Origin of the sequence: Sphingobium herbicidovorans, assembly GCF_002080435.1 — a bacterium.
GTDB classification, from domain to species: Bacteria; Pseudomonadota; Alphaproteobacteria; order Sphingomonadales; family Sphingomonadaceae; genus Sphingobium; species Sphingobium herbicidovorans.
The window spans coordinates 815,822-841,456 of record NZ_CP020538.1; the positions used below are offsets into that span (position 1 = coordinate 815,822).

Here is a 25,635-nt window from a genome sequence, read left to right on the forward strand (position 1 = left end):
GTTGCTGGTCAGGGGGGCGGACCAGCTTGACCATGAAGGATAGGAACGGGCTTTTGCTGCGTCGCAGCGGATTTGTTAAATAATGTGTCTGGCCGGCTTTATTTGCATCAGTGGCGTTCGACGGCCGCGCTCAGCATGTAACCGGCGCCCCGAACCGTGACGATAGGCGCTGGCCGCCCGCCCCGGCTCAACTTTCGGCGAAGCCTGCTGACAAGCACGTCGATACTGCGAACCGACGATGGCGCGTCGCGTACGCCCGCCAATTCCATGAGACGCGCACGCGCGATGACTGTCTGGGAATGCTCCAGCAATATTGCCAGCAGGGAAAATTCCGCAGCGGTCAGCGCGACCGGCTCGCCATGCTGATCGATCACCTCGCAACGGGCGAAATCAACGCGCCAGCCGTCGAAGCGCGCTTCGCTGCGCGAACGCAGGCCTATTGCACGTTCGTTTCTGCTGCGCCTTAACACCGCCCGCAGCCGGGCGGCCAGCTCGCGACTGGAAAGCGGCTTGGTCATATAGTCGTCCGCGCCCAGCTCCAGACCCACGATTCGATCAACCTCGCTGCTGTTGGCGCTGATGAGGATGATGGGGACATCGCTCCGCTCGCGCACATCGCGGCACAGGTCCATGCCGTCCGGGCCGCGCAGCGCGGTGTCGAGCACCAAGGCGCCGACCGGCATCGTCGTGATCGCGTTCCATATTTCCGAAGCCGATCCAGCGGCCACGGCGCGAAACCCGCTCTGCTCCAGATATTCGCGCAGCTGATGGCGCAAATCCGGCTGTTCCTCGGCAATCAGGATCAAGGGTCGACTCATCCGCCCTTCACGGAAATACCGTGGATGCCGTCAGGGGCCGTTACGGTCGCGACCGAGGCAATGATGAGGAACATTGAAGCCGTCTCCTTCGCGAGCCGTAGCAATTGCGAAGGCTGTAGGCACGGCAAATGTCTCTGAAATATGCCGGATGTTACAAATTATTGCCGTAGCCTATCGAGGCGGCGCGCGGCATCGCCATTATCGGCGGCATCGGCGCCGCCGATCCGGGAACGACATGGCCGAGCAGCGTGGAAAGCCAGGCTGCGTCGGACGCGGCGCGGTGCCGCGAGGGGTGTCGGGCGTCGGCATGGGCAACTGCCGCCACAATGCGATCATCCCGCGCGCCATATTCGTCGAGCAGACAGGACACATGATCGATAGCGAAGGGCGCCGATTCGCCAGCGGCACGCGACAATGTTTCCAGCCAATATTGATCGATATGGCTGTCGGCAACCACCCGGCGTCCATCCACCGCCGCAACCAGCCGGTCAAACACGGCTTTTGCAGGCAGGCCCTCACGATACAGTCTTTCAAGGGTGAGGCCATGCAGCGCCTGCGCCTGGGCAGTCCAGTCCCATCCGCGCCAGCTTTCATGCGGGCGGATAAGCCAGCTTTGGCTCCAGCCGTCCACCGCGACGCCCACCTCGATAGGGAAAGATCGCCCATGCCGGGGCAGACAGGACGCTTCGAAATCGATCGCCAGGATGGTCACGCTATTCTCCTGCTTCGTCAGGCCATACCCCCTTACGAAACGGCCCGCCAGTTCAGCGCGCGCCATGCCCATCGACTATGTCACCTGCATGTCAGCCGCCGCGACAATGATGCGAGCGGCTCCCCAGGCGGGACGGGCCGAAGCGCTTGCGACGAAATCGTCCGCCCTGCGGCCAACGCATGCAACCCGATCGTCTTTGGCGGCTTTAAGCTGCGTCACTCGCGTAGTTCGAAAAAGAAAGCGTTTGATCAACCATGAGGATCGCCGCATGAAAATCGCTCAAATTGCGCCTCTTGCCGAAAGTGTGCCGCCCAAGCTCTATGGCGGCACCGAACGCATCGTGTCCTATTTGACAGAGGCGCTCGTAGATCAGGGTCATGACGTCACCCTGTTCGCGAGCGGAGATTCCGTCACCCGCGCGGAACTGGTGCCGGTGACCGAAATGGCTTTGCGGCTCAATCCGCATGTGCGCGATGCGATCCCCTATCATGTCATGTTGCTGGAAGCGGTGCGGCAACGGGCCGACGAGTTCGATGCACTGCATTTCCACATAGATCTGGTGCACATGCCATTGGTTCAGGACATGATCGGCCGTTGCATCACCACTCTGCATGGCCGGTTGGACCTGCCCGACCTGCCCGCATTCTACCGCACCTTCCCCCATCACAGCCTGGTGTCGATATCCGATCACCAGCGGCTGCCCATGCCCCCCGTCAACTGGGCGGGCACGGTCTATCACGGACTGCCGTCCAACATACTGCCCGCCAGGATCGGGGGCGATGAAGGCTATCTGGCTTTCCTTGGCCGAATATCGCCGGAAAAGCGGCCCGACCGCGCCATCCGCATCGCCGCCCGATCAGGCAAACTGCTCAAGATCGCGGCCAAGATCGACAATGTGGATCGGGACTATTGGGAAAAGGAGATTGCCCCCCTCGTCGAACAATATCCCAACGTCCAGTTTATCGGCGAGATCAACGAAGCGCAGAAGGCAGGATTCCTGGGCGGCGCGAGCGCGCTGCTGTTCCCCATCGACTGGCCCGAACCTTTTGGCCTCGTGATGATAGAGGCCATGGCCTGCGCCACGCCCGTCATCGCATTCCGATGCGGATCAGTGTCCGAGGTTATCGATCATGGCGTGTCCGGTTTCATCGTGGACAATGAGGACCAGGCCGTCGAAGCCGTGACGCGGCTTGGCGAACTGGACCGCCGCGGGGTGCGTGCCGCCTTTGACGCACGCTTCACGGCAGAACGGATGGCGGCGGATTATGTGGCGCTTTATCGTTCCCTGCCCGGCGCTCGTACCGATGCCGCGCGGCTTCGACGAGAGCGCGGCGAGGAAACAGAGCTTCACCTTCAAGCCATCGGATAAGGAGAGTCGCATAATGGCGAGCCAGTTGCAGCCAGAGGCCCTGGCCACCGAACCGGCAAAGTCCCTGTCCCAGCAACAAACCCAATTCTTCATCCCCGCAACGGCGTCGCTCCATGAGCGGCGCCCGCGGACGTTGAAGCATGGGGACAGTTTCGCCGTCTTCGACCATAGTGGCGATGCGATCGCGGGACCGGGCAGTCCGGAGGGACTGTATCATCGGGATACGCGGCATCTGTCGCATCTGTATCTGACGATCAACGGATCGCGGCCGATCCTGCTGAGTTCAGCCCTGCGCGACGATAATGCGATACTGACATGCGACCTTACCAACCCCGATTTCGCCGGCGATGACGGCCGGGTGGCGGTGGAGCACGACCTTATCCACCTGCGCCGCACGCGCTTTCTTTGGAAGAGCGCGGTGCATGAGCGGATCACCGTGCGGAACTTCGACACCGAACCCCGGACGGTGTCGGTAAACATCGCCTTTGCGGCCGATTTCGCCGATCTGTTCGAAATTCGCGGCATGACCCGGCTGCGCAAGGGCGAGATGAAGCCGCCTGTCGTCGGCGACGCTGATGTGCTGCTGACCTATGAAGGGCGCGATGCGCGCAGGCGTGAAACCCATCTGTGCTTCGATCCCCAACCCCAGCGTCTTACCGACAGTCATGCGGCTTTCGAAGTGATCGTGCCGCCGGGCGAACGGCGCACACTGTACATGCGCATTGCGTGCGAGCGCCAGGAATTGCTGCCCACCCCTTTTTCGCGCCAGTTCCTGAAAGCGCTGCGCGAATCCATGCAGTCGTTGAAGCAGGCGCGCGCGCGTGGAGCCACCGTCAGGTCATCCAACGCCCTGTTCGATGAGGTGACGCGCCGGTCGGTCGCCGACATCAGCATGCTGTCGACCGATACCGAACATGGCCCCTATCCCTATGCAGGCATTCCCTGGTTCAGCACGGTTTTCGGACGCGACGGCATTATCACCGCGCTGGAAACGCTGTGGATGGACCCCGAAATCAGCAGGGGCGTGCTGGGGTATCTCGCCAAGCATCAGGCGACGGTATTCGATGCCGCTGCCGATGCTGAACCCGGCAAGATCCTGCACGAAGTGCGCCATGGCGAAATGGCGGAACTGGGCGAAGTGCCGTTCCGCCATTATTATGGCAGCATCGATTCAACGCCTTTGTTCGTCATGCTGGCTGGCGCTTATCTGAAACGCACGGGCGATTGCGACTTCATCGCCACGCTGTTGCCGCATGTAGAGGCGGCGTTGCAGTGGATCGACGAGCATGGCGACCGCGATGGGGATGGCTTCGTCGAATATGGGCGGCTGACCGACCAGGGCCTCCAGAACCAGGGCTGGAAGGACAGCCATGATTCCGTTTTCCACGCCGACGGGTCGATCGCGCGCGGGCCGATCGCGCTCGCGGAGGTGCAGGCCTATGTCTATGGCGCCTGGAAAGCAGCCGAAGATATATTCTCCGCATTGGGCGACAGCACACGCAGCCAGCAATTTGGCGCGCGCGCAGACCATTTTCGCGACCTTTTCGACGCAGCTTTCTTCGACGCGCAGCTTGGCACCTATGTCCTTGCGCTGGATGGCGAGAAGAACCCCTGCCGCGTCCGGTCGTCCAATGCGGGGCATGTGCTGTTCACCGGACTGGCCTTCGATAAGCGTGCGGAATCCATCGTTCGCACGCTCATGGCTCCGGCGTCCTTTTCAGGGTGGGGCGTGCGGACGATTGCGTCCACCGAAGCACGCTATAATCCCATGAGCTACCATAATGGTTCGATCTGGCCGCATGACAATGCCCTGATCGCGGCGGGCTTCTCGCGCTATGGCTACCGGCAGGAGGCGGCAAAGATATTCGAGGGGCTGTTTGCTGCGGCCACCTATGTCGATCTGATGCGATTGCCGGAACTATTCTGCGGATTTCCTCGCCGTCGCGCGCAGGGGCCGACTTTCTATCCCGTCGCCTGCACGCCGCAGGCATGGTCGGCCGCTGCGCCGCTGTCATTGATCCAGTCCAGCTTGGGCCTGGGTTTCGATGTGGCGACTTCGGAAATATCGTTGCAGCAACCCGCCCTGCCCCGCTTCCTTCAGGAATTGAGGCTTTATGGCCTGCGCGTGGGCGATGCGTCCGTCGACATCGCGTTCGACCGCATGGACGACAAGGTGGTGGTAAAACCGCTCGACCGGACCGGCTCAGCAAGAGTGGTGACAATTAGTTAGCGGCGCATAATCGATACGGCCCGCGTCAGCGTCTGGACTTCGCCTTGCCCTTTGGACAAGGCCATGCCTTGCGCGTCGCTGCAAATACCAGCGTTGAGGCGGACCCGTCCCGCTCCTTCGCATTGGCGAGCAGGTAATCGACGGTGACCTCTCTCAACTGACCTACCGTCACTTTGCCGGGGATGCAGCTTTTGAGCTTATTGACCTCACGCGTGGTGTTAAAGGCATCGACCGCGCCAGTGATGTACGCCACGCATTCATAGGTTTTTTCCAGATAATCCGGCGTCGAACGCTTGGCCGTGCAGATTTCCAGCAGCTGCTCGCCAGAATAAAAGCCGGCTGAGGCAGGAGCGGCAGCAAGACCAAGCGCCGCAACGGTCGCCAGAGGGAGCGCCGTGCGAAACATCATATCCATTCTCTCCCGGAGCATATGCGGTTCGCGCAGCCACAATCTTCACATTGTTAAGGTGAGGAAGGGCTGAACGCGTATTGGCGGGAAAACCTCCTCAAGCGACTTGGTGTCCGGCAGGATATAAACATAGCCGCCCTTGCGCAGAAACAGCTTGCGGAGATGGCCATTATAAAAGGCCTTGGGCACGTTGATGCAGCCGAATGTGATGCGATTGTCGTCAATCGTGGGCGACAGGATCCGGCTGCGGCGGCGTTCCTTGGGATTTCCCGTGGGAATAGTGTGCAGCGCCACGGATGTCGCATAATCGACCCACAGCACTTTCTGATTTCCGGCGGCCAGCCCGAACTTCGCCAGAAAGCGGCCGGCAGGCGTCGTCTTTTCGGCTGGCCCTATTTCGGACAGGCTTTTCTTGCCAACGCCCGGCGTGGCGTCATCTCCTGCGGCGATGCCGATCAGTATCGGGGCGTCGGTAACATTTTTGCCCTTTGCGTCGAACAGGAAAGCGCGGGCGGCAACCTTGTCGATGACGACATAGGGAAGTGACCGGTTGTCTCCAGTTGCGGCGATCCAGTCCATGACGCGCGTCGCCGCCTCTGATGTCGTCGCCACTTGTGGTTGAAGGCCGCTGCCTTCCCGCTGCATATCGGATGCTGGCGACTTGACGCCATCGGCAGCGCGGGCCGACATCGAGCCACAAAGGGCGAGCGCGGCGAGGGCCGCATGGAATTTCATCATCTGGGATGCACTCACGGAAAAAGCCGACGCCCCAGAAGGGCGCCGGCACGCAATCCCTGCCCGAAGGCAGCGAAAGATCGCAGTTATCAGTTACGCGCGCGCTTGCGGCGGTTGTCCTGCATCCTCTGTTCGACGCCATCGACGCGGGCGTTGAGTTGATCCAGCCGCTGGCCATTATTCTGGGCCTGACCCGAAGCGGCCTGCGCCTCTGCCAAAGCCTGTTTCGCCGTGCTGTCGGTAGCCTGCAATCTGGCGTCGAGCGCATCGACCCGCTGGTTCACGGTGGCGACCTGTTCACGCACGAACCCTTTTGTCGCGCAGCCCGCCAGACCCAAAGAGCCGACAAGAACCACGAGAACAGGGGCTATTTTCATTAAAGGCTGCGACATCAAATTCTCCCAAAACACTTTGCCCCCGTCCATTTCCCAAGCGGAGCGCTTGTGAGATGACAATATGTTTCTGTCTAACGGTGCATTCGCCCGGTTGAACGGAACAGCCGGGTTATGGGCAGCGCCGAGCGGGAAAGGCTCGATCTGCGCTTTGCGCTGGCAATATATTCTGGATATCGATGCCGTAATCGGCAAAAGCGGCCGTATGACCGTCAGCGCGATCAACTTTACCGACCACAATCCGCCGCGCGCATCCGTCGGGCGGAAATTCTGAACATGGCGCAAGGCGGTGAGGATTTGACCGTGGAACATTCGGCCAGCGCCAGCCCGACGGCGAACCTTCGGCAAGCCCATATCGCGCTGGGCATATTCCTGGTCGCCTATATCCTGTCTTTCGTCGACCGGCAGATCCTCAGCCTCATGGTCGAGCCCATCAAGCAGGATCTGGGGCTGAGCGACCTGCAGGTCGGCTTGTTGCAGGGGCTGGCCTTTGCCTTGCTCTATGCGGTCGTCGGCATCCCGATCGGGATGCTGGCCGACCGGATCAGCCGCCGCCGCATCATCGCGGTGGGCGTGTTGTTCTGGAGCGGCTGCACCGCGCTGTGCGGTTTAGCGGGAAGCTATGCGCATCTGTTCATCGCGCGCATGGGCGTGGGACTGGGCGAAGCGTCGCTTTCCCCGTCAGCGCACAGCTGGCTGAGCGACGCCTATCCGCCCGCGCAATTGTCCCGCGCCATGGCGATTTACAATCTGGGCATCACCATCGGCGGGGGGCTTGCCCTGCTGGTGGGTGGGGCCGTGGTCGACATGGTTGCCCGAAGCGGCGCGCTGGTATTGCCGGTCGTCGGAGCGATGCCCACCTGGCGCGCGGCCTTCGTCCTGGTGGCGCTGCCCGGTGCGCTGGTGGCCTTGCTGGTCTTTGCCGCCAAGGAGCCTGCCCGCCGCGCCGTGGCGACGAAAGCGGGCATGCCGCTGCGGGCCTCACTTGCTCATCTGAAAAAGCATCGGCGGACCTTCATCGCCATTTACGCAAACTCCACCCTGTTGGGGTCATGGGTTATGGCCTTGCCGCCTGGTATCCGACCTTGCTGATCCGCACTTTCGCGCTGACGCCGGGGCAGGCTTCGCTTCGATTGGGGCTGATCTATCTGCTGCTGGGCAGCGCCGGATCGCTGGCGGGCGGTTTTGCGGCCGAGCGGCTATCGTTGCGCGGCGTGCGCGACGCCAACCTGCGGGTCGCCATGATCATCGCGATCCTGTGCCTGTTCCCGGCGGTTCTTGCGCCACTGATGCCATCGCCCGCCCTGCTGTTGATTTTCTTCGGGCTGCTCACCTTCTTCTTCAATGGATATTTCGGTTGTTCGCTGGCGGCGATCCAATTGGCGACGCCGCCCAACATGCGCGCAACCGGCGCTGCCCTGTTTCTGCTGGCCAACAGCCTGATCGGACTGTCGCTGGGCACCGCCATCGTGCCGCTGATCGATAGCGCCTTCTTTGGCGGGCAAGGCCAGATCGGCCATGCTCTGGCAACGGTCGGCCTGTGCGCGACGCTGCTGGCGAGCATTGCCGCATGGTCGGGTCTGCGGCGCTATGCGGACACGGTCGATATAGTCGCCCGTGGATGACGGAACGCTATCGGACAGCTGGCGCATGAATAGGTATAAGTCCCGATAGCCCATCACCGAGGCTCGTGGAAAACTGGCCAGAGAGGATCGAAGGATGGAGCGCGCAGTGCGAGGACCAGGCCTATCATCTGATCGCCATCCAGCCAGACGGCCGGGCAATGGTCGTCAGCCGAACCACGCCCTGAACAGCTGTCGCTGGAAGGTCGCTGCCCTGGCGGCGATGGCGCTGGCCCTCCTCGCCATGCTTTGGCATCTGGCGCGTTCCCAATGGTTCTGGGTGATGGTGAACGCCATTTTGCAGGGTGAGCTAGGGCGGTGATGACCACGGTCATTCGGGGCCATGGCGGCGGCGGGCGCGAGCCTGATCGGGTAGGTAGCCCTAAGATGAAATAGCCCCTGGCCGCGACAGCGAAGGCAGCCGGAGCCATTGCAATCCGTCGGGCGTTTGGCGCCGAGAACCGACGGGAGAGCGCCATGCGCATGCTTCGAGACAATGGACTGACGATCGTCCTGATGCTGCTGTTCACCGGCACCATATTGGGGCAGTGGATCGCGGGCTGGCATGTCCAGGTGGAAGATGCGCAGCGTCACGGCGAAACCGCACTTTCCCCCGCCGCCTATCTTTTCAGCCCCGAATTCCTCTCAAGCGTGTTCGAAAATTGGGAAAGCGAATTTCTCCAGATGTCGGCCTATGTCGTGCTGACGGCGGTCCTTATCCAGCGCGGTTCGGCTGAATCAAAGGATCCTGACAGTCCGCCCCGTGACGAAGATCTCGATCTTCAGGCGAGCAAGCCCGGCTCCCCGCGCATATTGCGTCGAGGGCCGCTGTGGCGAGCGCTTTATGCCCGCTCGTTGGGATTGGCGCTGGCCATCCTGTTCGTCTTATCCTTCGTGGTCCACTGGACGCAAAGCGCCCGCGCCGCGGCCCAAGAGGCGCTCACCCATGGCGAGCAGCCGCTCACCACATTCGCCTATCTGGGCGATCCGCAGCTGTGGTTCGAATCCTTCCAGAACTGGCAGAGCGAGTTTCTCTCGACAGCGGTGCTCGTGGTTCTGTCGATTTTCCTGCGGCAACGGGAGTCGCCAGAGTCGAAAGGGGTTGCGGCGCCCCATGCGCAGACCGGCCAATAATGCCGGGACGCATTGCAGTTGGGCGACAGGTCTTTGAAGCTTCAAACCCGTCAAGCCCCTGAAAACCACAATAGGCAGGCAGGACAGGCCATCGCGCGCTTGCGCTTCGCTGCCGCAGACGGCACATCAGCGTGATCGCCGATGAATGAGAGGATCCCCCGATGAACCGTCTCGCGCGCACCTGCCTGCTGTTGACCACTATTGCCGTTCCTGCCCTGCCCCTCGCCGCGCAGCATGAGGGCCACATGATGCCGCAAAAGGCCGACCCGATAGCGGCCGCCGTTGCCGCACCAAGCCGGAGCGCCACCAACACGGCGCGCGACAAATATCGCCACCCGGCTGAAACACTGGCCTTTTTCGGCGTCACGCCGGACCAGACGGTTGCCGAATATAGCCCAGGTGGCGGCTGGTACACCGAGATTCTCGCCCCTCTGCTGCGCGAAAAGGGGACATTATATGCGCTCCAGCCGTCGGGTCGCTATCTCGACGGCTACCGGAAGTTTCTTGCCACAAAACCGGACGTCTACGACAAGGTGAAGCTGGTTCCCTACCCGGAACAGACAGGCGCGATCCCGGCTGGCAGCGTCGATACGCTGCTCACCTTCCGCAATGTGCATAATATGGTCATGGCAGGAACGGAGGCGGCGACCTTCAAGGCTTTTTACGACCTACTGAAGCCCGGCGGGACGCTGGGCATCGTCGATCACCGCCTGCCCGAAGGCCGGGATAGCGCGCTTGAAAAGAAAAGCGGCTATCTCAAGACCTCGACCGTTCGCGGACTGGCCGAGGCAGCGGGCTTTGAATATGTCGGCGCATCGGAAATCAACGCCAATCCGAGTGATACGGCGGACTGGCCCAAGGGCGTCTGGACGCTGCCCCCCACGCTCAGCAATGGCGATGCGGACAAGGCGAAATATCTCGCCATCGGCGAGAGCGACCGGATGACGCTGAAATTCAGGAAGCCGGCAGGATAGCGTAAGGATATTGTCGGCCTGTGAGCGGCTTCATCCCAGCCGCTCGACCATCTGCCTTCCGATGGCCGACATGGCCAGAGTGATTTTGGCCTTTCCATTTTGAGTCCGAAACCGATAGGCGCCATTGGTCAGCCAGGAGTTGCCCCATGACCGACCATCCCACCTCCGCCATCCCCTGGGATCAGCCCGCCACCCTGATCGACCTTGAAGGGCGGGCTCCCCTCATCGGAACCATCCGTGACTGCGCCCAGCATTTCGCGATATTCAAGCCCCATGCGCGCGAACAGGCCCGCGTCCTCCTGACCCAGCCGGTCCATCGGGCAGGCCGGAAGACCCGCACCTGGATTCTGGAGCCTTTCGAAATTGAACAGTTAGCGGATCGGCTGCGCGCGGAAACACACTGATCTGACGGGCCGGGCCGGCGACTGCACCTGCGCCTGCGCCGGAAAAATGCTTTACTCCGGCGCCACCGCCGCTTTTGCCAGCCGATGCATCATCGCGCGGAATTCGGCCAGTTGCTGCGGATTGGCGGGATCATAGGACCGGCCGGGTCCCAGCTGACGCCCGTTGCAGACATAGTGCAACGCCCCAGCCGCGACCGTATTGAGCAACACCATCGCAGACACCTGCCCGAACTGTCCACTGGCGACGCCCGCTGTCACGACGTCCTCGATGTCCCGCAGCGCGGTTTCGGAAAAACGCACCGGATTGTCGCCATGGGTCGCTGAATCCGCGATCAACCGCTGGATGATTCGTGCGGCGGTCGGACGCCCGACCAGAAAGTCGAGCCAGGCATCCAGCAGCGCGAGAAGGCGGGCCATGGGGTCCCCCACCCCTTCGGTGCGATTGAGAACGAACGCATGCATGGACGCGAAGATGTCCGCCTCCACCTCTTCATAAAGCTGCTGCTTTCCCGGAAAATAATAGATGATCGACGGCCGCCTGATGCCGACCGCGTCCGCGACATGGTCCAGCCGCGCAGCCGCATAGCCTATGTCCGCGAAAATCCGTTCCGCCTCGTCCAATATCTGGCGCCGGGTCGCGTCACCGCGCGGCTGGCGAGTGGTCGGTTTAATGGCGGTCATGCACAGTCCTTATGCCTCCCCATCCCCTCCATGCAAGACGAGGGTTGAAATTCTACTGACTAGTAGGTAGATTCGTATCACGCCTGAAGAGAGATGGACCGCCCAGCGGCCGCCCAGGCGCCAATTTCTCGGGAGGATATATGCCGAATCACATCGCCGCCGGTTCCATTGCAATCCTGTTGATGAGCAGCAGCGCCCTGCCCGCGCTGGCGCAGGACCAGTCCGGCGCCGCAATCGAGGAAATCGTCGTCACCGCCCAGAAGCGCGAGGAATCGCTTCAGGACACCCCCATTTCCATTGCTGCCTTCAGCGCGAGGGATCTGGAGAACAAGGGCATCAACGGCCTGACCGACCTGCGCGCGCAGGTGCCCAACCTTCAACTGACGCCCTTTCCCAACAATGCCGCGACGACGCAGATCTTCATGCGCGGCGTGGGATTGGCGGACGATCAGATCACCCAGGATGGCGGCGTCGCGGTCTATATGGACGGCGTCTATGTAGCGCGCAGCCAGGGCCTGGCCATGGAGGTCGCCGATCTCGACCGGATAGAGGTTCCGCGCGGGCCGCAGGGCACGCTTTACGGACGCAACGCAACCGGCGGCGCGATCAATTTCATCACCCGCAAGCCTGATCTGGGCGATTTCGGTTTCAAGGGGCAGGTGACGCTGGGCAACTACGATAACCGGCGTTTCAAGGCGGCGGTCAACATCCCGATCGGCCAGACGATCGCGGCTCGCCTTTCCTATGTGAACCAGCAGCAGAACGGCTTCATACGCAACCCCGGCACCGGCGTCAGACGCTGGGGCGACAAGGACCGGCAGGCGATGCGCGCCGATGTGCTGTGGCAACCTTCGGACCGGCTCAACCTGCGCTACAGCTATGACCGTACGGAGATTGGCGACACGCCCACCTATGTCGCCGTGTCCCCGCTCTTTCCCCTGACGGTCGATCGTCCAAAGGCAGGCAGTCCGCTGGTGCGCGATGTGGTCCCGAATGACATCACCGCTGAAGGGCACAGCCTGACCGCCGAATGGGAAGCGAGCGAGACGATGACGATCCGCTCGATTACCGGCTATCGCACGCTCGACAACTTCCAGAACCAGGACTATCTGACCGGCGTTTTCGGCCCCTTTCCACTGCAAAAGAACAACAGCCGCGCGAAGCAGGACCAGTGGAGCGAGGAACTGCAACTGGTCGGAGATGCGCTGGACGGCGGGCTGCAATATGTGGCTGGATTCTATTATTTCTCCGAAAGCGGCGACAATTTCAGCAACAGCTATAGTCCGCCGACTTTGACGCGCAGCTTTACAACCGCGACGATCGACAACCGTTCCTATGCGCTGTTCGGCCAGGCGACGTTCACGCCGCAATGGCTTGACCGGCGGCTGCACCTGACCGTCGGCCTGCGCCAGAGCTGGGACAAGCGCGAGGCGACGCTTTTCCGCCAAATCCAGGTCGATGGCGGTCCGGTCATGACCGTTCCGGGGGTTGGCGACGGCAGCCGCACCTTCAAGGATTTCAGCCCCAGCTTCGTCGTCGCCTTCGACGCGGCGCGGGACGTCAATATTTATGCCAAGGCCGTGAAGGGATATAAAAGCGGCGGCTTCAATATCCGCGCCAGTTCCATCGCGCGCTTCGACGAAGGCTTCGGGCCGGAAACGCTCTGGTCCTATGAGGCGGGGATCAAGAGCCAGTGGCTCGACAACCGGCTGCGCTTCAATGCAGCGGGGTTCATTTCCCGATATTCCGATATTCAGGTCAATGTTCAGTCCGACCCGACCAATATCCGCCTGACCGATTTGCTGAACGCCGGACGGGCCACGGTGAAGGGCGTAGAGATGGACCTGACGCTCGCGCCGGTGCGCGACCTGCGGCTTTCGGTCAATTACGGCTATCTGCTGGCACGCTACAAAGAGATCATTGATGTGACAGGGGCCAATATTGCCGCCAATTACCGTTTTACCAACGCACCCAGGCATACGCTGGCCTTCGACCTGACCTATGACCTGCCAAGACTGCCGGTCGGTCGCCTTAGCGCCAATCTCAACTATACGGCGCAAAGTGACAAATACACCAATGCCACCGTCACGAGCGGCAAATATATCATCGGCGACTATGGACTGATCAACGCGCGCCTGACGCTGAGCGAGATTCCGGGCGTGAAGGGCGTACGGGCGAGCCTGTGGGGTCGCAATCTCACCGACCAGAATTATTACATCATGCAGTTCAATGTCGGACGCCCCGGCGCCCTGTTCGGAGAGCCACGCACCTATGGCATCGACCTCAACGTCGAGCTTTAAATTGGGTGGAGGCGTTATGAACCAGCCTCCACAAGCGTCCAAAGCCTGACACTGCCTCTTTGCCTCTTACCGAATGAAAGGTTGCTCCATGTCCCTCGCAACTCCTTCGACGCCCGTCATCATCACCGGGGGCGCGTCCGGCATCGGCCTCGCCTCTGCCGAGGCGCTTGCCGAGATTGGCCGTCCCGTCGCCCTATGGGATATTGACGGCGCCAAAGCCGCCAATGCCGCGCAGGCCATCACCGCCCGGTTCGGCACCCCGGCCACGGGCATAGCCATCGACTTGCGCGACCTTGACGCGATCGAACCGGCGCTTGCAGCAACGCGGAAGGCGATCGGCGCACCGGGCGGGCTGGTCCACGCAGCCGGCATCGTCGATACAGACTCTCTTGATGGCATGACGGTGGAAAGCTGGGACAGCGGCATTGCCATTCATCTGCGCGCGCTGGCTTTCGTCACCCAGGCGGTTCGCGCCGATCTGGCCGCCTGTTCCGGTTCCGCGATCGTCGCAATCGCCTCAATCAACGCCACCCTCGGCAACGCGGTCAACCCCATCTACAGCGCGGCCAAGGGCGGCATTTTGTCGCTCGTCCGCTCGCTGGCCGATCGGCTCGCCATGGACGGCATCCGCATCAATTCGGTATCGCCCGGCCAGATCATGACGCCAATGATGCAGCCCTCTGTCGATGCGCTGCCCGACGGCTATTTCGAAAAGCGTATCCTGCTGGGCCGCTTGGGCGAAGCCGGGGAGGTCGGCCGCGTCGTGCGCTTCCTTCTTTCCGATGAGGCAAGCTATATCACCGCATCGGAGATTGTCGTCGATGGTGGCAACATCTCCTCCCAACGTGGATGAGGACAGGATGACGACGCTTTTGCTCGACCGCCGCCAGTTCGTTTCCAGCGCGCTGCTGGCGACTCTCGCCGGGTGCGCGACGCCCGCCCGGCTGGCGCGCAGTTCCTCCATTCCTTTCGTCGCAGCAAGCGCGGCCAAGGTTGGAGCGGATTACCGGATCGAGTGGGATGCACCGGGCGTTCGCCAAGTCGCCATTCATGTCGGGGAAACGCCATCCCCCGTCATGACAGGACGCCCCGCCGCGCGGGGCGCGGGAAGCGGCAGCACTTCCATCAGCGGCCTTGCCCCGGATCGACGCCTTTATTTCACGTTGGTTCCCGATCAGGGCGCGCCATTGGTCATCGCCGACCGCGCGCTGCATCTGCCGAGCATAGCCAATCTGCGCGACATTGGCGGCTATCGCACGACAGATGGCCGTTGGGTGAAGATGGGCTTGCTATATCGGTCGGACCAGCTCGACCGTGTGAAGGATGCGGACCTGGCTGCAATGGAACGGCTGGACCTGCGCACCGTCGTCGACCTGCGCACGCAGAGCGAACGCGCGCGCGAACCGGACCGCTTGCCCAGGGGAAGCCAGCCGCTGGTCCTGGACGTCGCAGCGGACGGCGATGGCTCGCTGGGCGGCGACATGCGCAAGGCGATGCACGCCATCGCGGCCGGCGAGGGCGCAGCGTTGCTGACCGCGGCCAACCGCGACTTCGTCTCGCTGGGCAGTGCGCGGCGATCCTATGCGGCGTTGCTCGACCGGCTGAGGGGGGCGCCACTGCTCTACCACTGCACCGCGGGCAAGGACCGGACCGGCTGGGCGTCGGCAGTGATACTGACCGTGTTGGGCGTGCCGCGCGAAACAGTCATGGCCGATTATCTGGCGAGCAACGTCTTTCTGGAACGGAAAAATGCCGCGACGCTTGAAGCATTGGCGCAATCGCAAAGCCCCATCGCGCCTTCCAACCTCATGCCGGTGCTGACCGTTCGGGCGGATTACCTGAATGCCGCGTTCGATGAGGTGGAGAAGCGCTATGGTTCCTTTGATGGCTATATACGCAACGGCCTTGGCTTGAGCGAGGACGACGTAGAAACCCTGCGGGCGCTGTATCTTCAGTAATGCGGCCCTCGCCGGGATGGGCCTTTTTGGTCAAATCCGCAGGACGCGCCATTTATGAGTTCCTTAGTCCAACAACAGATGCATTCTTCCCATGGCAATCGGCTTTTCCCGATCCGTCTGCCAACAAACGGCATCTGCGTTCACAACTCGGCGTCCCACGCGGACCAGCCGGGCCTGCGCGTAGCTATCGATCATCAGCCCGCCGCGCAGGAAATCGAACGCCATATTGATCGGTTTGGGCCAAGGCTCACCACGATCTTGCGCGACTGCTTCAAGGCAGGCGAGTTCCAGAAGGCTGGCGATGGCGCCGCCATAGAGAAAATCCGACCGTCCTTCGAGTTCGGGCGCAGCGGGCATCATCAACATTGTACCACCATTATCCGTGGTTATGCTGCGGATGCCCAGCATCTGTGCGTAGGGCGTACGGACGATCATGACTCATCCGTGAAGAAAAAGCTGGCGGTCGCGGTGGCGATTGGGCTTTCGGGATCACCGTCATGGACATCGCAACAGGTGAAAGCGACCTTGCGGGTCACATGGTGACACCGCGCCCGCGCGTGCAACGCCCGCCCCGCCGTAGCTGGCCGCAGATAATTGATATGCAGGTCAAGGGTCGCCATGGCCCGCCATTGGCGCGTGCGCGCTATCACCGCAGCGCCCGTCGCCGCATCGACAAGCGAAATGATCGGCCCGGAAGATACCAGACCCGCGTCTGCATCCATCAAAAATCCCGAGGCGAAGGGACAGGCCAGTTCCGCCCAGTCGGGACCCTTGTCTACCGTGTAGATGCCCAGGAAAGCATGATGCCCCCGCGGCGGCAGGCTTTTCAAACGCTCAAAGGCATCGTCCTCGTTCACAGGTCAGGCGTTCCCACGCGGTTCACGGGGAAGGCCCAGTCCGCGCTCGGCGATCAGGTTGCGCTGAATCTGATTAGTGCCTCCGTAGATCGTGTCGGCGCGAGAAAAGAGGAACAGGTTGGGTAGCGTGTCCCATTCATATTCCGCATGTTCGCTGATCTCGCCGCCCTGCCCCAGTACGTCCATGGCCAGTTCACCGAGGTTGCGCCGCCAACTGGCCCACTGAATCTTGTAGGTCAACGCAGCCCCGTCGATTTTCGAGTGATCGGTCTGCGACAGCATCCGCAGCGCGCCGTAGCGCATCAGCCGCAGCCCTATTTCCGCCTTTGCAAGGCGTTGGCGGATCAGCGGATCATTCGCTGCCCCGTTGGCCCTTGCTGCGGCGATGATCTCGTCCAGCTCATTACGGAAGCCCATCTGCTGACCCAGCGTCGACACACCCCGTTCAAAGGCGAGCAGGCCCATTGCAATACGCCATCCATCCCCAACCGCACCGATCAAGCTGTCTGCCGGACACCGCGCATCGGTGAAGAATGTTTCGTTGAATTCCGCATCGCCGTTGATCTGGCGGATGCCTCGTATCTCGATACCCGGCTGGTCGATCGGCATCATCAGGAAGGTCAGGCCCTTTGGCCCCCGCGATCCTTCTTCCGTACGCGTGATCACGAAGATCCAGTCGGAAATATGGGCAAGACTGGTCCAGATTTTCTGCCCGTTCACGACCCACTCGCCATCCTCAAGCCGCGCCTTGGTGCGCACGCTGGCGAGATCGGAACCCGCATTGGGTTCAGAGAAGCCCTGGCAGAAAACGGTCTTTCCCGCCGCGATCCCAGGCAGAAAGCGTTGCTTTTGTTCGTCGGTGCCAAAGGTCAGGATCGTCGGACCCGCCAACTCGATACCGATGTGATTGACACGCCCCGGCACGCCGGCCCGGGCATATTCCTCGGCGAAAATCACCTGTTGCGCCAATGTTGCGTCGCGTCCGCCCCACTGGGTCGGCCAACCGATGCAGGACCAGCGATGGGCGGCAAGCTGCTGTTCCCATTCCTTGCGCCGTTCGGGGCTGCCGGTCAGCTTGGTGATACCCTTGATGTCACGAAATTCGCCCGCCATCTGGTCGTTCAGCCAATCCGCGCACTCCTGACGGAACAGTTCGTCTTCCGGGCGAAATCCGAGTTTCATGCCGCCTCTCCCAGGATCATCGTAGCGATCTTCTCGCGATGCCAATCATTGTTGCCGAGCATCGTCTGAAGCGAGCGCGCCCGCTTGAAGAAGAGATGCGCGTCATGCTCCCATGTGAAGCCGATGCCGCCGTGCAACTGGATCATGTCACCGGCGCAGCGGAAGAATGTGTCGGTGGCGAATGATTTGGCGGCATGGATCGCCATCGCCGCTTCTTCCACAGCTTCGTCAACCGCGCACGCAGCCCAGAAAACCGCCGAACGAGCCTGTTCGATCTCGATCATCATGTCGGCCAGCCTGTGTTTGTAGGCCTGAAAAGATCCTATGGGACGACCGAACTGAACGCGTTCCATGGAATAGGCCACGGTGCGATCCAGGCAAGCCTGCGCGCCGCCCAGCGCTTCTGCGGCAAGGACGATAAATCCGGCGCGATGAGCAGCGGCCAGCGCCGCATCAGGATCGGCAAGACGCTCGCCCGGCGCATTCTCCAGCCGGACATGCGCGAAAGGACGGGTCTGATCCATGCTCGTCCGGGGCGTCACACTGACGCCCGGCGCGTCCGCGCGGATTATCCACAGTTGCCGCATATCCGTCACCACGAATATGTCGGCCGAGGCGCCATGCGCGACAAAAGGCGACCCGCCGGTCAGCCGGTCCCCATCAACATGCATCGCAGCATCATGGAAATAGCCGGCTATCGCTTCGCCGGAGATCAGGTGCGGCAGCCATTGGGCCTGCTGGTCCGCATGACCACCGGCCGCGATCGCCTGCGCAGATTGCACCAGGCTGCCCAACATCGGCAATGCCGCAACCTGGGCGCCGGCCGCCTCCGCGATGATGGCAAGTTCCACCATGCCGAGGCCCGCGCCTCCGCCGCTTTCGGGAAGCCCGATACCGGACAGGGCCAGTTCCTGACAAAATGCCTGCCAAAGCGCACGGTCGATGCCGTCACCAGCCATCGCCTTGCGCGTGCGTTCGCTTGTGGCATTTTCGGCGAAGAAGCTGTGCGCTGTCTCCGCAATCATCTGTTGCTCGTCGGTAAATGCGAAATCCATTTCGGCCGCCTTCAAAATAGCGTTGGCAGAAATCCCTGCCCCGCGCCCGGCGAGACAGAAGGACGGCCCTCAAGCCGACCTTTCCTGCCCATGACGGCCGCAGCCGATGCTGCAAAATGCCGTTGGATAATGTGCTATATGAAGTTATTTCTCATTTCAAGCAACGAAATGCGGAATTTAAAATTATCATAATTCCGCATTTATTCCCATGCGCTTGTTACAAGCCGCTGCCTGCCTGCACATCCGTGATCCGCACGACCCGGTTGCTGAACTTTACCGTCCTGACGGCAAGCGATGTCTCGACATGATTGACGCCCTCCATCGCAAGGATCTGGCCAGACGCCAGTTTGTGAAGGTCATCCAGGTCGTCATAGAGACAAGTGGCCATGATGTTGAACGGCCCCAAAGTGATCATCACCGCCTTCACCAATGCTATATGGGCGATATCGCGCGCGATCTGGCGGACATGGCCGACGTCGGCCTGCACCGCGATGAAAGCTACGTTGGTCGCCTTTTCCAGCTTAAGCCCCGTAAGCGCGGTGAAGGCGATCAGCTTTTCCTGCTGCAACCGCTTGATGCGGCCCCGCACCGTGCCCTCGTTAACCCCGAGTTCGCTGGCGATCTTCCGGTTCGAAACGCGGGCATCCTGTGCGAGGATATCGATCAGCTGGTGATCCAGTTCGTCCAGGTCCGGTCTGCTCATGCAAGCCTCCTGCTATCGATAGGGGCGGTATCAAGGCCGTAGCGGACGATGTCCAGGCCGATGGCCGGGGTCATTGACCTTATTCCCGACACTTTCGACAATCGGTCCGTTATAAGGGACGGCAACTCGTCAATATCGCGGAGCGTCAGCAGCAGGCTGATCTCATAACTTCCAGTCACCAGATGGGCGGCGAAGACCTCAGGGAAAACAGCCAGATCTTCCGCCACTTCGAGCGCTGACCGCCCGCTTACCTGAACCGCGAGATGGATGAGGACATGATAGCCATGCACCGCGAAATCGGAAACGGCCACCACCCGCAGCATGCCCGCATCTTCCATTCTGCGGATACGCGTAGAAACGGTCGAAGCGATCAGATTGAGGGCTTCGGCGATCTGCTGATTGGTCGCCCGGCCATTTTGCCGCAGCTGTTCGACAATTTTCCTGTCCGTCTCGTCGAACGCGAAAGTCTCACTCATATGCCGGCTCAACCTCTTTCTGCCGCCGCTCTTGCCAGCAAAGGATCGGCAGGTCGAATCGAAAGCGCGTCATCCAGCCTTGCGCGGTCCTGCTCCACCCGGCTCGCCGCTGCCCAGCCGAGCAGGGCCGAAAGGAACCCGAAAGGGATAATCAGTGTCAGGGCGATGCGGAGCGCCGCAGCGTCCTGGCCAATCGCCTGACTAAGCGATCCGGTGGCCCATGGCCCGACGAAAAATCCGAGCAATGTCGTAACGGCCAGGAACAGCGCCGTCGATGACGCCCGGATGCGCGACGGCAGCATATATTGCAGCGTCGCGATAAAGCCGACTGACCAGCCGCCGCCCAGCAGCCCCGCCGGAATGGCGGCCAGTCGCGCCATGTTGAAGCTGCCCGCCCAACTGGCCATCAATATCGCGCAGGTCGCGGCGCCGAGCGCCAGCGCCGAAAGGCGCGATGGCCAAATCATGCTGCGCCGGGCGAGCCTGTCGGACAATGCGCCGAACAGCAGCATGCCAACCAGGCCGGACAAGCCGAAGTTAAGAGCGAAAGTCGATTTCACGGCTACCGGATCAAGCCCATAGGCGCGCGTGAACAGCTCTGGCCCCCAAAAACCGAACGAAACGCCGGACAGCACGCCAAAGCCGAAAGCGAACATCATCAACAGATAGGCGGGGCTCCGCGCCAGACACTGCACCAATTGGCCCAGCGGCAGCGCCTGCGCCTGTTCCCCACCGATGCCGCTGCGCCGCGGTTCGCGGATCAACAGCAGCGCACCAAAGCCCAGGATGACCCCAATCCCGCCCATGCTATAGAAGGCCATGCGCCAATCATGCGCAGCCGCTATCGCCGGGCCGCCAGCCTGGCCGGCGATCTGCCCCACATAGGCGGCAAGGCCCAGTATCGCGAAGGCAAGGCTTCGTCGTTCCGGGCGGAAATAGTCGGACAGCAGCGAATAGGCCGGGGCAACGAAGGCGGCCTCGCCAATGCCCACGCCGACCCGCGCAAGCGTCAGACTGATGGGACCGCTCGCCAGACCGGTAGCAACCGTCGCGCCGCTCCACAGGACACATCCAGCCGCGATGATCTGAACGCGCGACGTACGATCCGCGAGCCGGGCAAAGGGCACGCCCAGGACGACATAGAGCAGAACGAAGGCAGGGCCCATCAACATGCCCATCATCGCATCGCCAATGCCAAACTCGGTTTTGATCGGTCCGACCAGGCCAGTGATCAGATAGCGGTCGGCATAGTTAACGATGTAGATCGCCAACAGCGTCGCCAACACCAGCCAGGGGTTTGAAGCAGGACGCATTTCTCAGTCTCGCAGAAGCGAGCCGCCGTTGACGTGCCAAAGCTGACCATTGACCCATTCTCCATCGTCCGACGCTAGAAAGGCGACCGCGCTTGCAATGTCGTCGGGCTTGCCAAGACGGCGGTGCGGCAGATTGTCGAGCATGGAATTGACATAATCCTGCGTAAGATGCTGCGCGACCGCTTCGGTCAGGACGACGCCCGGACAGATGCCATTGGCGCGAATGCCCTGCTTGCCAAACTTGCGGGCGACATGGCGGACGAGCGCGTGCACGGCATTCTTCGTCATGGGATAGGCAACCTGTAGTGGATTGCCCGAGATTGCAGCGCCCGATGACGTATAGATCATCGCCCCGCCGCCCCGCTCCAGAAGCACCGGCAGCGCCGCCTGCGTTGCGAGGAAATGGCTCTTTGCATTGATGGCGAAGGATCGGTCCAGCACCTCCTCACTGCAATTCAGCACATCGATGTCGCCTTCGGTGCCGCCCGCCAGATTGCTGTGGTAAAAATCGAGCCGCCCGAACTCGCCCAGCGCCGCTTCGACGATCGCCGCCTGCGACTCCGCCTTGGTCCCGTCGAGCATTACGCCGATTGCGCGCCCGCCTTCGCCACGGATGGACCGCGCGGCCTCATCAGCCCACTCGCCCATGATGTCGCCGATCACCACCGACGCGCCTTCGGCTGCCAGCCGCCTTGCCGTCGCAGCCCCGATGCCGCGCCCGCCGCCCGCGACGATACCTGCCTTGCCTGCCAGTCCGCGCATCATTCTCTCCAGCTATTCCAGGCCGCAGGGCGTTTGTTTTTCCACGGGGCGGCGTCTTCCAACTGGCCCGCCAGCCGGAACAACAGCGCTTCATCACCATAGCGGCCCATGAACATGACGCCGATCGGCAGGCCCGCAGAGGACATGGCGAGCGGCACCGACATTGCGGGCTGGCCGGTCATGTTGGCGATCTGGGTAAAGGGCGAAAAGCTGGCGGCCCGCTGCCCCCATGCCGCGAAGTCCACATCGGGCGACAGGCCAATCTGGCCGATCCTCAGCGGCGGCGCGCCCAGCGTCGGAGACAGGATGACGTCGTAATTCGCCATGAACTGAGCCATGGCGATCGCCGCGGTCTGCAATATGTTGTTCGCCCGGGCAAAGTCCATGCCCGTCGTCTTCTGTCCATAGCCGACGAAGCCAAGGGTGATTGGCTCCAGCACATCCGGGCCGATGGCAATTCCCCTCGCCTTTGCACGATCGGCCATATCCGCCGCGACCGATGAACCGATCAGCACGAAACTGGCCGCGCCCATCGCCGCAATGTCCAGCTTGGGCGCGGCTTCTTCGACATGGTGCCCCAGGCTCTCGCACAGCCGCGCCGCCTGACGCGCAGCTTCCAAACATTCCCGGTCGACCGGCGAACCGGCAGGCGCATCGAGCATCAGGGCGATGCGCAGACGATCTGGCGCCTTGCCGACTTGCGACAGGAACGTCTCAACCGGAGCAGGCGCTGCGTAACGGCTTCCCGGCTCCGGCCCTTGTGTCGCATCCAGGATCGCGGCGGAATCGCGCACGCTCCGGGTGACTGCATGGTGCACTGACAGCCCACCCCAGCCTTCGGTGCGCGGTGGCCCCATAGGCACGCGGCCCCGGCTCGGCTTCATCCCGAACAGGCCGCAACAGGACGCCGGGATGCGAATTGATCCGCCCCCGTCCGTTGCATGAGCCGCAGGCAGCACGCCTGCCGCAACGGCCGCTGCCGCGCCACCAGACGATCCGCCGGCGATGCGGTCCGGGGCCCATGGATTGCGCGTATCTCCGGTCAGCTTGTTCTCGGTCGTGCCGGTAAGGCCCAGTTCAGGCACCGTCGTCTTGCCAAATATGACGAAGCCTGCCGTTTCGATGCGCCGGACCAGTTCGGACGTCACTTGAGGCCGATAGCCCTTGTAGAAGCGGCTGCCATTTTCAGTCGGCAATCCCGCAATATAGGTGTTCAGATCCTTCAACAGCCAGGGAACGCCGCTGAAGGGGCCTTGCGGCAAACCCTTCGCTATCGCCGCCCGGCCATAGTCATAATGTTTCTGCGCAAGGAAGTTGAATTGGGGATTGAGCGCTTCCGCCCTGGCGATCGCCGCCTCCAGCAGTTCGCCGGGCGAGACCTGCTTCTGGCGGACCAACTCCGCCAGTCCCAAGGCGTCCTGGGTGTCGAGCGGGCTGGAACGCGGCGCAGCGCCCTTCGCCGCCCCGGCCATGCCAACCATTGCGGCGGCGGCAACGCTTGCCATGCTTTCCCGGCGCGTCATGTGCATCCCATTTTCTCCAGCATGTCTATCCGACGCGGTCAGGCAGCATCCTGATCGGCATAGTAACGCGCATAATATTTGCGGAACTGCGGGATCGGGCCGTCACCATCGCAGATGATCGGATTGGGCTCGAACTTTTGCCGGTCCCACACGACCTTGTCCTGATCGAACTGTTTGCAGATGTCGCGGATGATGGCCTTTGCCACGCCTGCACGCTCCCCCTCGGCCTGCGCCTTGGGCTGCGTGAAGCAGAAACGGACATGCACATGGTCCAGCTCGACCGGCGCAAGGCAGGCGACCAGCAGGGTTTCCGAAATACCGGTAAAGCGTGTCCAGCTCTGCCCCGGACCCATCGTGTCATAGCTGATGCAGCCATCGACTTCGCCCAAAGGCGTGCCCATCTTCGCCTTTACATCCGCGCCCCGGCCCCAATCACCCCAGCGCAACTCCCCCAAGGGAACATTGGCGGTGCCGTGAATGAAGCGGAAGTGCGCCACATCAACGCCGTTTTCCGCCATGTTCTGGAGCGATCCCCAGACATTCCATTCATGGATTTCAAAATCGGTCCACTCAGGATCGCTCGCTTCCGGCAGAACCGCGACGTCGAACAGCGGAGCGACATCCTGGGGATGATACCAGGCCCAGATCCAGCGGTTCGCTTCGGTGATATGCCAGTTGCGCGTGCATTTCCGCTTTACCTGCGGCGGGATGTTGCGGGCATAGGGAACATCCTTCACCACCGCCTCATCCCCGTCATAGCGCCAGGCGTGAAACGGACATTCCAGCAGATTGCCATGCACCTTGCCGCCATGACCCATATGTGCGCCCAGATGCTTGCAATAGGCATCGAGCATGCGGACCTTTCCGTCCTCGCCCCGCCAGATCGCCAGATCCTTGGAAAAATAACGCAGCGGCTTCACTTCGCCCGCTGCCAGTTCCGACGACAGCAGCACGGGATACCAGCCGAAGGGAATGCCGATATCAAGGTTGCGTTCCTCGATCGAGGCGCGGTCCTTGACCTCCGCCAAGCGCCAGTCGAGCAGTTCCTGCCCTTTCAGCTTTTCAAGGATCTGCCAGACGGCAACGGGGGGCGTGCGCGCGTCGGTCGCAGCGCCGGTTTCATGGTTGGACATGAGGAAGCTCCGTCAGATTATTTTAGGTCAAAGACCTTGATGGCGTTTTCCCGCAGGAATTTCGGCCAGACATCGTCCTTGAAGGGGACACTCTGCATATCGGTGAAGATACGCTCCAGGCTGAGCCCCATGGGGAAATAGCCCGCGTAGATTATCTTGTCCGCGCCTCTTGTATTCGCGTAGTCGATGATCGCCTTTGGATAATGTTTGGGTGCGAAGGCGCTGGTCGAATAGTAAAGGTTAGGCCATTTCAGCATCAGCTTGACCGCCAGAGCTTCCCACGGCTCCGCGCCATGGCGCATGACGATTTTCAGGTCCGGGAAGAACCAGCACACTTCGTCCAGATGCTCGACCTTTTGCGTCTCCATCGGGATGCGCGGCCCCGGGATCCCTGCATTGAGTAGTACCGGCAGCCCCAGTTCCGCCGCACAGGTATAGAGCGGGAACATATATTTGTGGTTGATCGCCACCTGGGGCAGCGTCCCAGCGGGAAAGACGCTGATCGCCGACAGGCCGACCTCTGCATGAATGCATTTTATCCGCCTTACTTCCTCCATGCCCTTGTTGGGATCGCAGGGCAGATCGAAGAAGAAGCGATCGCCATACATCTCCTTGGCGCGATAGGACGTGGCATTGTCGGTCCACCCGACCAGCGCCTTGTCGATGCCATATTGGTCCATCTGCTCAACGGTCCAGGACACGAAATCATCCGCCTTCCCGGTTTGGGGAATGTCTTTGAACATATATTGCGCCGGCATGGCGAACTGCTGGAGCGTCTGCTGATCCTTTATCAACGGACGGAAGTGATCGAACCAGGCCGACCGGTCCTCGGCTTCTGGAATCCCCAGCATGCAATCGATGATCTTGATGTCCTTGGGCATGCCCATGCGAAC

Annotated in this window: 28 protein-coding genes; 11 read left to right on the forward strand and 17 right to left on the reverse strand. The window is 61.7% G+C overall.

All coding sequences use genetic code 11. The annotated features are described in order from the left end of the window. Nucleotides 1-107: 107 nt before the first annotated feature. Both B6S01_RS03935 and B6S01_RS03940 read right to left on the reverse strand, forming a co-directional pair. A complete protein-coding gene (locus B6S01_RS03935; RefSeq protein ID WP_037461770.1) occupies nucleotides 108-818 on the reverse strand; it encodes a response regulator transcription factor in 711 nt (236 codons plus the stop codon). A 151-nt stretch (nucleotides 819-969) separates the two neighbouring features. Further along, entirely contained in the window at nucleotides 970-1,530 is a 561-nt protein-coding gene (locus B6S01_RS03940; protein WP_051907943.1) for a 3'-5' exonuclease, read from the reverse strand. 268 nt (nucleotides 1,531-1,798) lie between these two features. On the opposite strand from B6S01_RS03940, the gene B6S01_RS03945 reads away from it, so the two are divergent. Next, nucleotides 1,799-2,899 carry a glycosyltransferase family 4 protein gene (locus tag B6S01_RS03945; RefSeq protein WP_037461767.1) on the forward strand — a complete coding sequence of 367 codons (1,101 nt, stop codon included), beginning with the start codon at nucleotides 1,799-1,801 and terminating at the stop codon, nucleotides 2,897-2,899. A gap of 10 nt (nucleotides 2,900-2,909) precedes the next feature. Further along, nucleotides 2,910-5,129: an amylo-alpha-1,6-glucosidase gene (locus tag B6S01_RS03950; RefSeq protein ID WP_407695194.1), complete on the forward strand. Its 2,220-nt coding sequence runs from the start codon at nucleotides 2,910-2,912 to the stop codon at nucleotides 5,127-5,129. Between the two features lie 25 nt (nucleotides 5,130-5,154). Here B6S01_RS03950 and B6S01_RS03955 read toward each other — a convergent pair whose 3' ends face one another. From B6S01_RS03955 to B6S01_RS03965, 3 genes are all read right to left on the reverse strand, one after another. Beyond that, nucleotides 5,155-5,538 carry a Rap1a/Tai family immunity protein gene (locus B6S01_RS03955; RefSeq protein ID WP_094182631.1) on the reverse strand — a complete coding sequence of 128 codons (384 nt, stop codon included), beginning with the start codon at nucleotides 5,536-5,538 and terminating at the stop codon, nucleotides 5,155-5,157. Nucleotides 5,539-5,583: 45 nt separating this feature from the next. After that, nucleotides 5,584-6,183, reverse strand: a complete 600-nt coding sequence (locus B6S01_RS03960) for a hypothetical protein (protein ID WP_407695195.1) — start codon at nucleotides 6,181-6,183, stop codon at nucleotides 5,584-5,586. 179 nt (nucleotides 6,184-6,362) lie between these two features. Further along, nucleotides 6,363-6,665, reverse strand: a complete 303-nt coding sequence (locus B6S01_RS03965; RefSeq protein WP_037462317.1) for a hypothetical protein — start codon at nucleotides 6,663-6,665, stop codon at nucleotides 6,363-6,365. A gap of 276 nt (nucleotides 6,666-6,941) precedes the next feature. Here B6S01_RS03965 and B6S01_RS03970 point away from each other — a divergent pair, with 276 nt between their 5' ends. The 6 genes from B6S01_RS03970 to B6S01_RS03990 all read left to right on the forward strand — a co-directional run bounded on the left by B6S01_RS03970 (nucleotide 6,942) and on the right by B6S01_RS03990 (nucleotide 10,799). Continuing rightward, complete coding sequence (locus B6S01_RS03970) at nucleotides 6,942-7,757, forward strand: MFS transporter (protein WP_197689940.1); 816 nt, start codon at nucleotides 6,942-6,944, stop codon at nucleotides 7,755-7,757. Next, on the forward strand, nucleotides 7,718-8,290 hold the full coding sequence (locus B6S01_RS03975; protein ID WP_081570273.1) for an MFS transporter: 573 nt from the start codon (nucleotides 7,718-7,720) through the stop codon (nucleotides 8,288-8,290). Before B6S01_RS03970 ends, B6S01_RS03975 begins: the two co-directional genes overlap by 40 nt. A 94-nt stretch (nucleotides 8,291-8,384) precedes the next feature. Beyond that, nucleotides 8,385-8,609 carry a hypothetical protein gene (locus B6S01_RS20965; protein WP_169802832.1) on the forward strand — a complete coding sequence of 75 codons (225 nt, stop codon included), beginning with the start codon at nucleotides 8,385-8,387 and terminating at the stop codon, nucleotides 8,607-8,609. Between the two features lie 155 nt (nucleotides 8,610-8,764). Beyond that, on the forward strand, nucleotides 8,765-9,421 hold the full coding sequence (locus B6S01_RS03980) for a DUF6766 family protein (RefSeq protein WP_037461761.1): 657 nt from the start codon (nucleotides 8,765-8,767) through the stop codon (nucleotides 9,419-9,421). A gap of 161 nt (nucleotides 9,422-9,582) precedes the next feature. Further along, nucleotides 9,583-10,395 carry a class I SAM-dependent methyltransferase gene (locus B6S01_RS03985; RefSeq protein ID WP_037461759.1) on the forward strand — a complete coding sequence of 271 codons (813 nt, stop codon included), beginning with the start codon at nucleotides 9,583-9,585 and terminating at the stop codon, nucleotides 10,393-10,395. A gap of 146 nt (nucleotides 10,396-10,541) precedes the next feature. Next, a complete protein-coding gene (locus tag B6S01_RS03990) occupies nucleotides 10,542-10,799 on the forward strand; it encodes a hypothetical protein (protein ID WP_037461756.1) in 258 nt (85 codons plus the stop codon). A 51-nt stretch (nucleotides 10,800-10,850) separates the two neighbouring features. On the opposite strand, the gene B6S01_RS03995 is transcribed toward B6S01_RS03990, so the two are convergent. Beyond that, entirely contained in the window at nucleotides 10,851-11,480 is a 630-nt protein-coding gene (locus B6S01_RS03995) for a TetR/AcrR family transcriptional regulator (RefSeq protein WP_037461754.1), read from the reverse strand. Nucleotides 11,481-11,620: 140 nt separating this feature from the next. Here B6S01_RS03995 and B6S01_RS04000 point away from each other — a divergent pair, with 140 nt between their 5' ends. The 3 genes from B6S01_RS04000 (at nucleotide 11,621) to B6S01_RS04010 (ending at nucleotide 15,738) form a co-directional block, all read left to right on the forward strand. Then, nucleotides 11,621-13,780 (forward strand): TonB-dependent receptor, encoded by a 2,160-nt coding sequence (locus B6S01_RS04000; RefSeq protein ID WP_037461753.1) that lies wholly within the window; start codon nucleotides 11,621-11,623, stop codon nucleotides 13,778-13,780. 88 nt (nucleotides 13,781-13,868) lie between these two features. Beyond that, nucleotides 13,869-14,633: an SDR family NAD(P)-dependent oxidoreductase gene (locus tag B6S01_RS04005; protein ID WP_094182601.1), complete on the forward strand. Its 765-nt coding sequence runs from the start codon at nucleotides 13,869-13,871 to the stop codon at nucleotides 14,631-14,633. A gap of 7 nt (nucleotides 14,634-14,640) precedes the next feature. Then, entirely contained in the window at nucleotides 14,641-15,738 is a 1,098-nt protein-coding gene (locus tag B6S01_RS04010) for a tyrosine-protein phosphatase (RefSeq protein ID WP_037462314.1), read from the forward strand. Between the two features lie 63 nt (nucleotides 15,739-15,801). On the opposite strand, the gene B6S01_RS04015 is transcribed toward B6S01_RS04010, so the two are convergent. From B6S01_RS04015 to B6S01_RS04065, 11 genes are all read right to left on the reverse strand, one after another. Further along, the gene (locus tag B6S01_RS04015) at nucleotides 15,802-16,173 is read right to left on the reverse strand and encodes a PaaI family thioesterase (RefSeq protein WP_037461749.1); all 372 of its coding nucleotides are present in this window, start codon (nucleotides 16,171-16,173) and stop codon (nucleotides 15,802-15,804) included. Continuing rightward, entirely contained in the window at nucleotides 16,170-16,595 is a 426-nt protein-coding gene (locus tag B6S01_RS04020) for a PaaI family thioesterase (protein WP_037461747.1), read from the reverse strand. The genes B6S01_RS04015 and B6S01_RS04020 overlap by 4 nt, the downstream gene beginning before the upstream one ends. A 3-nt stretch (nucleotides 16,596-16,598) precedes the next feature. Then, nucleotides 16,599-17,777, reverse strand: coding sequence for an acyl-CoA dehydrogenase family protein (locus B6S01_RS04025; protein WP_037461745.1), 1,179 nt, complete (start codon nucleotides 17,775-17,777; stop codon nucleotides 16,599-16,601). After that, a complete protein-coding gene (locus B6S01_RS04030; RefSeq protein ID WP_037462312.1) occupies nucleotides 17,774-18,832 on the reverse strand; it encodes an acyl-CoA dehydrogenase family protein in 1,059 nt (352 codons plus the stop codon). The genes B6S01_RS04025 and B6S01_RS04030 overlap by 4 nt, the downstream gene beginning before the upstream one ends. A gap of 217 nt (nucleotides 18,833-19,049) precedes the next feature. Then, on the reverse strand, nucleotides 19,050-19,535 hold the full coding sequence (locus B6S01_RS04035) for an Lrp/AsnC family transcriptional regulator (RefSeq protein WP_037461742.1): 486 nt from the start codon (nucleotides 19,533-19,535) through the stop codon (nucleotides 19,050-19,052). Next, nucleotides 19,532-20,011 (reverse strand): Lrp/AsnC family transcriptional regulator, encoded by a 480-nt coding sequence (locus B6S01_RS04040; protein WP_037461739.1) that lies wholly within the window; start codon nucleotides 20,009-20,011, stop codon nucleotides 19,532-19,534. Before B6S01_RS04040 ends, B6S01_RS04035 begins: the two co-directional genes overlap by 4 nt. Nucleotides 20,012-20,019: 8 nt before the next feature. Next, nucleotides 20,020-21,324 (reverse strand): spinster family MFS transporter, encoded by a 1,305-nt coding sequence (locus B6S01_RS04045; RefSeq protein WP_051907936.1) that lies wholly within the window; start codon nucleotides 21,322-21,324, stop codon nucleotides 20,020-20,022. A 3-nt stretch (nucleotides 21,325-21,327) separates the two neighbouring features. Further along, a complete protein-coding gene (locus B6S01_RS04050; RefSeq protein WP_037461737.1) occupies nucleotides 21,328-22,089 on the reverse strand; it encodes an SDR family NAD(P)-dependent oxidoreductase in 762 nt (253 codons plus the stop codon). Beyond that, nucleotides 22,086-23,591, reverse strand: coding sequence for an amidase (locus B6S01_RS04055; RefSeq protein ID WP_231567902.1), 1,506 nt, complete (start codon nucleotides 23,589-23,591; stop codon nucleotides 22,086-22,088). The genes B6S01_RS04050 and B6S01_RS04055 overlap by 4 nt, the downstream gene beginning before the upstream one ends. Before the next feature lie 56 nt (nucleotides 23,592-23,647). Next, a complete protein-coding gene (locus B6S01_RS04060; RefSeq protein ID WP_037461735.1) occupies nucleotides 23,648-24,742 on the reverse strand; it encodes a Rieske 2Fe-2S domain-containing protein in 1,095 nt (364 codons plus the stop codon). Between the two features lie 17 nt (nucleotides 24,743-24,759). After that, the gene (locus B6S01_RS04065) at nucleotides 24,760-25,629 is read right to left on the reverse strand and encodes an amidohydrolase family protein (RefSeq protein WP_037461733.1); all 870 of its coding nucleotides are present in this window, start codon (nucleotides 25,627-25,629) and stop codon (nucleotides 24,760-24,762) included. Between the last annotated feature and the right edge of the window lie 6 nt (nucleotides 25,630-25,635).